At 35.8% G+C, this 10,737-nt stretch carries 9 protein-coding genes; 8 read left to right on the top strand and 1 reads right to left on the bottom strand.

What is annotated here, in order from left to right:
• The 5 genes from H7T99_RS05155 to H7T99_RS05135 form a co-directional block, all read left to right on the top strand.
• A partial coding sequence (locus H7T99_RS05155) for a bifunctional glycosyltransferase family 2/GtrA family protein (protein ID WP_201035958.1) occupies positions 1–981 on the top strand: 981 nt, incomplete at its 5' end.
• Positions 971–3,196 carry a glycosyltransferase family 2 protein gene (locus H7T99_RS05150; RefSeq protein WP_037601255.1) on the top strand — a complete coding sequence of 742 codons (2,226 nt, stop codon included), beginning with the start codon at positions 971–973 and terminating at the stop codon, positions 3,194–3,196. The genes H7T99_RS05155 and H7T99_RS05150, both read left to right, overlap by 11 nt.
• On the top strand, positions 3,193–5,133 hold the full coding sequence (locus tag H7T99_RS05145) for a hypothetical protein (protein WP_037601251.1): 1,941 nt from the start codon (positions 3,193–3,195) through the stop codon (positions 5,131–5,133). The genes H7T99_RS05150 and H7T99_RS05145 overlap by 4 nt, the downstream gene beginning before the upstream one ends.
• Before the next feature lie 631 nt (positions 5,134–5,764).
• Entirely contained in the window at positions 5,765–6,697 is a 933-nt protein-coding gene (locus H7T99_RS05140; RefSeq protein WP_037601249.1) for a hypothetical protein, read from the top strand.
• Between the two features lies 1 nt (position 6,698).
• The gene (locus tag H7T99_RS05135; protein WP_037601246.1) at positions 6,699–7,490 is read left to right on the top strand and encodes a hypothetical protein; all 792 of its coding nucleotides are present in this window, start codon (positions 6,699–6,701) and stop codon (positions 7,488–7,490) included.
• Between the two features lie 706 nt (positions 7,491–8,196).
• Here H7T99_RS05135 and H7T99_RS05130 read toward each other — a convergent pair.
• Positions 8,197–8,805: an NUDIX hydrolase gene (locus tag H7T99_RS05130; protein ID WP_037601243.1), complete on the bottom strand. Its 609-nt coding sequence runs from the start codon at positions 8,803–8,805 to the stop codon at positions 8,197–8,199.
• A gap of 161 nt (positions 8,806–8,966) precedes the next feature.
• Between H7T99_RS05130 and H7T99_RS05125 the strand changes: the two genes are divergently transcribed.
• From H7T99_RS05125 to H7T99_RS05115, 3 genes are read left to right on the top strand one after another with little or no spacing between them, the layout of a single operon-like run.
• Positions 8,967–9,293, top strand: a complete 327-nt coding sequence (locus tag H7T99_RS05125) for a PadR family transcriptional regulator (protein WP_037601240.1) — start codon at positions 8,967–8,969, stop codon at positions 9,291–9,293.
• Positions 9,280–9,864: a DUF1700 domain-containing protein gene (locus H7T99_RS05120; RefSeq protein WP_037601238.1), complete on the top strand. Its 585-nt coding sequence runs from the start codon at positions 9,280–9,282 to the stop codon at positions 9,862–9,864. The genes H7T99_RS05125 and H7T99_RS05120 overlap by 14 nt, the downstream gene beginning before the upstream one ends.
• The gene (locus H7T99_RS05115) at positions 9,861–10,706 is read left to right on the top strand and encodes a DUF4097 family beta strand repeat-containing protein (protein ID WP_080702561.1); all 846 of its coding nucleotides are present in this window, start codon (positions 9,861–9,863) and stop codon (positions 10,704–10,706) included. Before H7T99_RS05120 ends, H7T99_RS05115 begins: the two co-directional genes overlap by 4 nt.
• Positions 10,707–10,737: the final 31 nt, after the last annotated feature.

Below are 10,737 nucleotides of genomic sequence, written 5' to 3'. Positions count from 1 at the left end.
AAGGAAAATCAAATGTTTGACATTATTCTAGTCGATGACGGTAGTGGAGCTGATTTTGCACCGTTATTTGCAATAGCGCAGAGTAACTATGCTTGTCATTTGCAAAGACACGCTGATAATAAAGGAAAAGGTCGTGCTTTAAAAACGGCTATTTCATATATTTTGGACAATTTTCCTAATGCCAAAGGAATTGTGACGATTGATTCTGATGGTCAACATACCTACGAAGACATGATGAAATGTTTGGCTGAATTTTTGCAACATCCTGATAGTTTGGTGCTGGGTGTTAGAACATTTGAAAAATCTGTTCCTTTACGTAGTAAATTTGGAAATTTATTGACAAGAGACGTCTTGGGGGCTATGACAGGTATGAACGTTTCTGATACGCAAACGGGGCTTCGTGTGATTCCTATGTCATGGTTGCCAAAACTCTTAACCGTGGAGGGTGAACGGTATGAATTTGAGATGAATATGTTACTTGAGGCAAAAGAGGACAATATTCTGATTTGTGAAGTTGGCATTGCAACGATTTATTTGGATGAAAATCAGTCGTCGCATTTTGATGCGATTCGTGACTCGATTAGAATTTACAAGGTTTTCTTCAAGTACATTTTTTCAGCATTGTTTTCCTTCTTGGTTGATATTGTTGCTTTTACGATTTTAATTTCTTTGTTTAATGGATTGAGTTTTAGTGCGGTGACGTTAGCTTCGATTTTAGCGCGTGCGATATCATCTGTTGTTAATTTCACCTTGAATCATAAGGTGGTCTTTAAACGAGGTCAATCAAATAGTGCGATAAAATACTTCACTTTGGTGGTAGTACAGATTGTTTTGTCAAGTTTATTGGTAACAGTTCTAGGAAATGCCTTGACGACGCTGCCAATTTCATTGGTGAAGATTTTAGTTGACGGTACACTTTTCTTTGTCAGTTATTTTGTGCAAAAACATTTGATTTTTAGTGGAGGTGAGAATGAAGACTAGTAAGAGGATACTCTATTTCGTTGCATTTGTAACGACTGTCTTTTATTTAACTTGGCGTTTGGTGGCGACTATTCCGTGGCATGATTCATGGTTTGCGCTGATTTTTGGGATTTTATTGTGGGGAAGTGAGGTAGTTTCAGCCATTACAGGCTACATTCTCATTTGGAATAAGCAAAAGGACTTTGAGCTTGAAAAGCCTGAGATTGCTAAGGAGCGTTACCCAGATGTGGATGTTTTGATTGCAACGCATAATGAGGATCCAGAGTTGCTTTATAAGACGATTAATGCCTGCACTTTTATGGAATATCCTGATAAGTCTAAGGTGCATATCTACGTCTGTGATGATACCAATCGTCTAGAAGTTGCCAAATTGGCTGATGAGCTTGGTGTTGGTTATTTTGGTTTGGCGGATAATAAAGATGCCAAATCAGGAAACTACAATAATGCTTTACGTCAGACGTCATCACCTTTGGTGGCGACATTTGATGCGGATATGATTCCTTATCGTGAATTCCTGTTGGAAACTGTGCCTTATTTTGTTGAACAAGTTGAGGCTTATGAAAATGGTGACGATTATGATAAGTCAAAAGTTGGTTTGATTCAAACGCCACAAAGTTTTTACAATGCTGATATTTTCCAATTTAACTTGTTTTCAGAATCAACCTTACCAAACGAACAAGATTTCTTTTCCAAAGAAATTAATGTTTGCAATAATTCGCACGGTGCAGCGGTTTATACGGGGTCTAATACGCTTATTTTCCGCAAGGCGATTGAAGATGTTGGTGGTTTTCCGACAGATACCATTACGGAGGATTTCGAGCTAGGTGTTCGGATGAATGCGGCTGGTTATGTAAATTATTCGACGAAAAGTCCAATGGGTAGCGGGTTAACGCCAACAGATTTGAAGAGTGTCATCAAACAGCGCGCGCGCTGGGGACGTGGCGTTATTCGCAGTAGCTACAATATGAATATCTTCTTTAATCCCAAATTGACAAAGGGGCAAAGAATTGTTTATATTAATGGCTATCTTTATTGGTGGTCTTTCTTTAGACGGTTATTGTATATCTTGGCACCGATTTTATATACGGTTTTCCATGTGCGTGTGGTGGTGTCAAATATCTGGCTACTGTTCCTATTCTGGTTGCCAAGTTACGCATTGACACACTTGTCAATGCGAGAAGTCTCAAAACAATACCGAACACAGGTTTGGGGAGAAATTGTGGAAACGATTTTTGCTCCGTATTTGTTTATTCCCATGATGTTGGAGTCCTTTGGCATTAGCGATAAAAAATTTAAGGTGACACGTAAGGGAAATGATACGTCGTGGACGTTGTACCTTTATGCGCTTCCTTATCTTGTTTTATGGGGATTAGCCGTTTATGGTTTGGTGACTTTTAACTATGGAAAATTTGGTTCAGAGCTTTTTTATGGAAGTATTATCAGTTTTTGGTTGATTTATCATATCATCAATTTGACCTTTGCGATTTTCTGTGCGCTTGGTCGTCCGATTTATCGCTCAAGTGAGCGTTTTACTGTTGATGAAGCTATGGTTATTGAGGTTGATGATGATTCTTACCAAGTGAGAGTCTGTGATATTTCAGAAACGGGGATTTCATTCTATACGGATTTACCATTGTATTTGCCGAAAGAAAAAGAACTGACGCTTAATTTGCAATCACGTGATTACCATGCGAGGGTAAAAGGTCATGTTGTTCGTGTTTTTGCGATTGATAATGGTTGGCGCTACGGCGTTCAATTTTCAGAAATTCCTGAAGCTGATAAGCGCGAATTTTATCAGTACATTTATGACCGCATTAATCACAATCTTCCGAAGGAAAAAGACCCTTGGATGACAACATGGGATGATTTACTTGAGAACTTTAGTCAACGTTTCCAAAATAATGAACGTCCTGTTTCAGCCTATGACCAAGTAGCTTTTCCGAAAGTTCGTGTTAATGAAGAGGTTCAGGTTGCTGGAAAAAAATGCCAGCTTAGAAAGACAGATTATTATTACATGACATTTTCTGGAAAATTGACAAATCCTAAAAAAGAACCGAATGTCGCATTTACCTACAAAGATTTGCCAATTCAGTTGACTTTTGTGTCCTATGATATTGATAGAGACGAATCGCTTTATCGAGTTACCAATTTAGCGGATTTGGATAGCTTACCTGCTTTTAAAGCCTTAGCAAATGAATGGAGAGGGAGAGTATGATTAGTATTGCTAGATTACTGTTGTTCTTTGTGATTACCATGGGGTACAATGCCTTTTTACGTAATACTGTGAAGATGAATCGCAGTCTGACATGGGTGTTTACATTTTCAGTCATTACATTGGTATTGTACCTTGGTAGTTTGTTAGGCTTTATGTTGCAGACCGTGTATGTCATTTCTGTTTTAGGCTGTCTTTTGAGTCTTTATTATCTTTGGGCGGTATGGAAAAAGAAATATCGCTTTGGGAGACTTGATTATATTGCGCTTGGAATGATGGCTTATTTGCTTTTATTTGGAATAACGCTCTGGCATTCACCGCTTTTACATTATGATAATTTTACGCATTGGGCAACGATTGTAAAATTTTTCCATATCAATAATGCTTTGCCAACACAGCAGGATACGATTATTAGTTATTATACCTATCCTGTTGGAAGTTCACTTTTCATTTATTTTTTCACGACTATCGTAGGCTTTTCAGAAGGTAGTATGTTGGTCGGGCAATTCTTCTTGATTGCTTCCAGTCTTTATGCCATGTTTGCGGCACTTCGTGATGATCGACGTGTCTTAATGGTTAGCATGATTTTTGCTTCGTTTGCTGTTTTTAATACGTTCAACGTTGCTATTCGATTAAATAATTTGCTGGTTGATTTTCTGCTTCCGGCCTTGGCCTTGGCAGCCATAGCAGGTTGTTTTGTCTATCGTAATCGTTTCTGGTTTTTGTCGCTAAATACGGCGGTAATTCTTGGATTATTAAGTATCGTCAAAGTAAGTGGACTTTTCTTTGTCGCTCTCGTTTTAGTAGTTTATGTGGTTTGTATTGTGCGTTTACTTGTTCGTAAAAGAGCACGTTTAAAAGCACTAGTGCTGCTCATAATGACCTTGCTAGTCAGCTGTCTTCCTTTTGTTATTTGGCAAAAGCATGTGACGGATAATTTCCCAAATGCCTCAAGTGCCAAGCATGCGGTGTCCATGTCAGAACTTGGTCAGGTATTGACTGGAAATCTGTCAGGCGACCCACAAAAAATTATCACTCTTTTTGTCAAATCGGTGTTTACGTTTGACAGTTTGGCAAGCAATGGAATTTTGATAATCAATCTGATTATGCTGATTGCCTTTATTGTGATTGGCATTCGTTTGAAATATAAGAAATTTGTCTTGTTGACTTGGGGATTTGTTGATATTTCGATTGTGACTTACTATATTGGCATTTTACTCATGTATCTGACAGCAATGCCGACTGATGAAGCGTTAGAATTAGCAGGATTTGAGCGCTATGCTTCGAGCATCGTTATCTTTGCTTTTGGTTGTTTGACCATGGCTTTAGCATGGGTAATGGACAAGTGTCTGTATGAAAAAATCATTAGTAAACGTAATGCTAGGTCTTACAAGAGCTTATTTAATAAACACTTGTACCAATACGCGAGCCTTGTTTTGACAGTTTATGCCATTGGAATGTTCTTGTCAGAAAATAATAGCATTGTTTACAATAACAATCAGGAAACAAACGAGGTCGTAAAAGAAATTCATCAGTTTACTGGAAGTCAGAGTAATTCGTCAACGGATAGAATTTTGGTTGTAACAGCAGATAAGGAGAATGTAGATAATTATTTTGTCCAATATGCTAGTCGTTATTATCTGTGGGATGTCAATGTTGATGCCAGAGAAAATTTTGTGACGGCTGACCAAGAATTTTTAGATTTAATGGCATCATACAGCGACAGCGCAACAAGTTATTACCTCGGCAATGAAAATATCGATACTAGAGATGGTTCCAATTTAACAGACGATGACTTTATTGCACTCTTAAAAACGTATGACGAAGTCTTGATTTTAGATGACCATTATACGTTTAATGCCTTGACGAAAAAACTATTTGGTCGGACATATTCCCCAGGATTGTATAAAGTATCAGATATTCTTGCTGGAAAAGGGTAAGTTTTCTAGCTTTATCAAGCATAAGTCTTGATATTTCAAATAAAATATTCTATTATAACAAAAAATATGTAGAAGGAGGCGGAGTTTGTGACTTCGCCTCTTGTAGTGCTCAAAAGACTTTCTTGAACATTGGAGAGGAAGCTAAGATAAGTCCGTTTGAATTATCTGCTCTACTCATCACACAAAGCGAGGTCCTTAAAAGATACAATCCACGTTCCACACACTCAACACTAGCATAGAAAAATCTCATATCTACAAAAGCAATATCAGATTTTGGTTCTCGTGAACAATCAAAATAGCCCTTTATCTATCTCTTTTATAGTTGTTTTCCCAATATTCCCTTTCACCTTTTCCTATGCCTTCTGGTAGTTGCTTCAAACATTGTCCATACTTTGATATTTAACAATTTCAGTTATTTCAGCCAAAGAAAGTCGATGGGATGCTCTGCTAAAGTCCGTATCGAAGTAATCAACCTCTTCTATTTCAACTAAAATCTCATAATTTTGACCAAGATAATATTTAATTTCAGACGGTACTAACTTCTCTGATTCTTACTGAAGTAAAATAATTGAATTAAAAACCATGAAAATAAGATTTTCATGGTTTTTCTATTACTCAAAGAGGATCTCCTATGACAAAAATAGAAACATTTAGATGGCGTATGTGGCATGTTTATCTCCTTATTTTTATAACCATTCTACTTACAGGTACATTCGTTCGCTATGGTTATAGAATTCAGGCCGCTTATTCCTTAGACGATAGACTTTACGACTATACTAACAAAAAAGTTACTGTAACATCCTTTCAAAACGTCAAAATTGGAAACTTTAACGTTTTAGGTGTTAAGTTTGGAAATGAAAATGCACTTGAGAGAAGTCAATTAGCCGTCGGTCGCACCTATCTAGCCTTCCAAGAATCTAGGTATAAAGTATCTAAACACAAGAAGGACTCTAAAAATTATGATATTATCCACTATTATCAGCTTGGTAAAGATACTGGAAAAGGACACACTATTAATGTACTAGACCTTGCTAAGAAACTAGGATATGATGATCCTGGTTCCATGGATAATACCATGTACTCCGATGGTAGGGATGAGTTTGTGAAATTTTCATCCTATGACAACGAAAAAGTATTCTATGTCAATTTACGCACCCATAAGGCAACTAAAACCAAACCAGCAAAAGTCAGTAAATACTACGGATTTGCTAAACCTTATCGCTATCTCCTTTCAAAGGATAATTTTTCTGTAGGTCATAAAGATGATCCCCTCACTATCAACTCCATGCCCCTTATCTGGACCAAAGAAAGAAATTTTGCTGATTACAAAGATCAAGACGATAACGAATACAGTGACCAATCGCTCAAAAAAAGAGTCAGCCTAATTATCGTAACAACTGATTCACTTAATTTGGATGATGCCATTAAACTCCAAAAAAAGTTAACACCAGATAAGGAGGATATCTATTGGTATTTTACAAGTACTGATACAACGACTGGACACCTCGAGGAAGTTAAAAGTCAAAAAGATTACAACCTACTAGTTAAGGAGAGTCATAACTAATATGGTAAAAAATAACTTCAAATACCTTAAAATTACTATGCCCTTGATTTTATTATTGACCATGATTGCTATCTTTTTCTATTACAATGCTCAAGAAAATATTAAAGGGTTTTATAAAACTCGTGGATTTCAAGGAAAGGTGCAAATAACTGGTATCGGATGGGCAGATAAAATTACTTATCGTATGAATAAAGAAGATGAGGTTAAACATTACCTGATTTTCCATATTGATTATCAAGAGACCATTAATAACAAAAAAGAACATGTAAATACTCAACTTCCTCTCCATATTCAAGATTTACTCTATCTTTACATTGCCAGCCCAACAGAAAGCGACTCAGATTTTAATCGCCAAAATAGTGAATATAAGATTTTACCTGATGAAAGAGAATATGGGGACGACTTTATTAAAAAGTCTATTAAAATCAACCCTAGAAATCAAAAATTTATCAATGATATCTCTAAAGCTTTAAGTACCGAGAAAGATTTAAAAAATATTATTGTTCAGATAGAACCTGTACCATACACGACGCTCTATACTTATGAGAGGGGACATTCTAAAGCGCTAGGTGGCTATTATGATTTTTCACTTAAAGATGCTCTACGAAACAAACAACTTACTGTCCAATTGAGTTTTCCTTCTGCTTCCACGACTAAAGAAATTGACTTACATTCTCAATTAGAACAGGTACTTAAAAACTCTGAACTACCAGATGGATGGTATATCTTAAATCAAAATAACGACTTTCCAAAAGAGGTACATATTGATGACAATCAAATTAGAATTAACTAAAAAAGAACTCAGAGAGAATTATCTGAGGAAGAATGGGCTTTCCCTATTTGGAGATGGGCGGCTTTCTCATTATTTGACACCCTAATCCTAGTTAGTCCCTTGACAAGAGAATTGATTTATCCTGGGGGAAGTGATTCTCGGTTTTACCTAGGTAAATCATTGGGTAACTTGATGCTAGATGATACACAACGCTTCATCTTTATTATTATCATTCTAACTCTTTTGCTACCTGCTTTTGCCTTAATCATAGAAAGCCTATTATTTTCAAAAGGGTATCCTCTACTTTCAATAATATGTAGCTGTCTAATTTTTGTTAGTGCAACAGTCCTATTTGTCTATAGTCTCAGTATTGTCCCAGATTTTTGGAGCTTTACTATTTATAGTTATATGCTTTACCTTCTCTTCAACATAGGTAACTCCCTCAGAAAAATCAATAGAATCATCAATCTTAGGCAGAATAACACCAAAGCATAACAGCCTCTATCCACATAATACTCCCCTTTGAGCATAGGAATGACACAAACGAAACAAATAAATCTTGTCTACTCTAAAGTTGACCACCTAGCTAAAAGCTTCGATATTAATTTTAAAAATCATTTTAGGAATACTCTAGACTCATGTCCCAGAAATAAATCTCACTCCTTTGGTAGCAAATAAATAATGTAATTCATAGTAAAAAAGATCAACATATTATTGTTGATCTTTTTTACTCCAAATCTTTCAGAATATCTGTAAATCTATGTGTAAACATAGCTGTCATTCCCCATATATTTTCTGTCAAGTTTCTGTAAAAAGGAATATGACGTTCACTATACCCAAAATTGTATTTTTCTCTGTTTTTTACCAAGAAAAATGGGAAATCTTTTGCATCACTCAAGGTAGAAATCACTTTATAATAAATCGGATTCTCTGTCAACAACGTGTCAACATAGACTGTAAACAACCGTTTCACCTCTTCATTTGGATGAATATCCTCCCAATTTTCTATATTTATCTTTCCAACAAAGCAATGGATGGTTCTCCCCTGATGAATCAGATAATCAATCTCTCCCCAAATGTCAATTTGATCAGGAAATAAGTTTAGTTCCTCACAAGTTTCTCGTATAGCAGCTTCTTGAAAAGTCTCACCGTCTTCGACACGCCCACCTGGAAAAGAGACCTCACCCGGTTGAGAAATATGCTCACTTCGTACTTGGTAAAGGATTTGATACTTATCAGTTTTTACATCATATATCAAGGGTAAAAGCACTGCATAGCGTCCTTTCTCTCCTAGTGGCTTTGGCTCGTAATGAGCTAGTTTATCTTTAATAGTCATAAGAACTCCTTGACTTCATATTATCATAAAAAAGAAGATAACCCTATTATGTAAAATTTTTATATATAAAATATTGACATATCTTTCTAAAAGAGATACACTCAATATGTAAAATAATTATATATAATTTTTATACATATTTAAAAACAAAGGAGCACACTATGTATTTTCCAACATCGTCAATCCTGATAGAGTTCCTAATACTAGCTATTATCGATAGAGAAGACTCTTATGGCTATGAGATTAGTCAAACCATAAAGCTTGCAGCTAATATCAAGGAGTCAACACTTTATCCTATTCTAAAAAAGCTTGAAAAAGCAGGCTATATGACCACCTATAGCGAAGCGTATCAAGGACGTAAACGAAAATATTACAGTATTACCCAAGAGGGAAAAAATCAACTTCAATTTCTTAATGAAGAATGGTTAACCTATAAAGAAACCCTGGATGGTATTGTAGAAGGGAGATTAAGACATGACAAGGACTGAATATATAGCCAAATTAACAAAATATCTACGAAAATTACCACAAAAGGACTACGAAGAGGCCCTCGAATATTTCATGGAATATTTTGAAGAGGCTGGACCTGAAAATGAAGCTCAGGTTATTGCAGAATTGGGTACACCTAAGGAAGCAGCACATGAAGTCATTAGTCGTCTTCTAGACGAAAAGATTATTGAGGAAAAGAGTAGCTTACGTAATAAAACAACTATCCTCTGGATTGCGATTCTAGCTGTTTTAGCCAGTCCAGTCGCCTTACCAATTCTACTATTCTTCCTAGCTATTCTATTAACACTTATTTTGATTATTTTTGCAGTTATAGTGACTGCCTTAGCTCTTACTTTTGCCTTGCTCATTAGTGGTGTTTACACTTTCTTTACAAGCTTCTCTCTCTTAAATGTTTCACTAGCTTCAACACTGTTTGGAGTGGGTCTAGGTCTATTGATGTTTGGAGGAGCAGTCCTACTACTTTTGATTTCATTTGAAATCTGTAAACTTATTGTAAAGCTAATTACCCTATTGATTAAATGGCTCATCAAGAAAGGAAGAAAATCATGAAAACTTGGAAAAAGATTGTCCTCGGAGTGTCTCTTATCTCTCTATTTTTAGGAGGAGGATTAGTAGCTTGGGGTTATAGTCAAGGTGGCTTGACAGATTTACAAAATCAAACTAAAAGTGAGCAAGATTATGTCAAGAAAGAAGTTAAGGACTTCAATAAAATTGATATTAAAAGTAGTAGCTACAATGTGCTTATAAAAAATGGTGACGTTGACAAAGCAACGCTTTCTTACTACCAAAAAACAAAAAATCCAATTGACACATCTGTAAAGGATGGTCAATTGACTATCAATGATAACAACTCTGAATTAGATTCGACTTCTAACAAACATATTAACTTTTTCGGATTAAAAGATTTAGTAAGGCTTTCTACTCTCAACAAGGAAGTCAGAAATAAAACCATTGTCATTACACTCCCTAAAAAACAAACGATTGATTTTTTAAAGGTTGATTTAGCAACTGGAAATCTAGATTTAAGTAATAGCACCATCAAACAAGCAGACATCAATCTAAATGTAGGGGACCTAACTTTTACTAAAATGATTGTCAGCAACCTAAAAGCTAATCTTGATGTTGGTAGTGTTGATAGTGATCATACACTTTTTACTAACTCAGATTTATCTATTGCAATGGGAGATTACTCTGGAGATAACCTGATTTTCAATGGTCACAATAAACTTGATGTTACATCCGGTGATATTGAAATAGCTCTTAAAGATTACACGCTCAATGTTCAAGCCGATAGTCATTCAGGAGAGGTGTACATCACAAATAACCTTAAGATTTCAAAGGATAACACACTAACTATTACCTCAGACCTTGGTGATATAACTGTTGAATAACATAAAAAGCCAGCTCACATTAGAGCTGGCC

The sequence above is a fragment of the Streptococcus sp. 17.1 genome (assembly GCF_016648655.1).
GTDB lineage: Bacteria > Bacillota > Bacilli > Lactobacillales > Streptococcaceae > Streptococcus > Streptococcus salivarius_E.
Note: the sequence above shows the minus strand (reverse complement) of the source record. Positions and strands in the feature narration are given on the sequence as shown.

What these genes read in the sequence shown, in the direction of transcription:
- H7T99_RS05120 (WP_037601238.1), top strand. Translation starts at nt 9,280, where the DNA reads ATGACAAGGACTGAATATATAGCCAAATTAACAAAATATCTACGAAAA.
- H7T99_RS05135 (WP_037601246.1), top strand. Translation starts at nt 6,699, where the DNA reads ATGGTAAAAAATAACTTCAAATACCTTAAAATTACTATGCCCTTGATT.
- H7T99_RS05115 (WP_080702561.1), top strand. Translation starts at nt 9,861, where the DNA reads ATGAAAACTTGGAAAAAGATTGTCCTCGGAGTGTCTCTTATCTCTCTA.
- H7T99_RS05125 (WP_037601240.1), top strand. Translation starts at nt 8,967, where the DNA reads ATGTATTTTCCAACATCGTCAATCCTGATAGAGTTCCTAATACTAGCT.
- H7T99_RS05130 (WP_037601243.1), bottom strand. Translation starts at nt 8,805, where the DNA reads ATGACTATTAAAGATAAACTAGCTCATTACGAGCCAAAGCCACTAGGA.
- H7T99_RS05150 (WP_037601255.1), top strand. Translation starts at nt 971, where the DNA reads ATGAAGACTAGTAAGAGGATACTCTATTTCGTTGCATTTGTAACGACT.
- H7T99_RS05145 (WP_037601251.1), top strand. Translation starts at nt 3,193, where the DNA reads ATGATTAGTATTGCTAGATTACTGTTGTTCTTTGTGATTACCATGGGG.
- H7T99_RS05140 (WP_037601249.1), top strand. Translation starts at nt 5,765, where the DNA reads ATGACAAAAATAGAAACATTTAGATGGCGTATGTGGCATGTTTATCTC.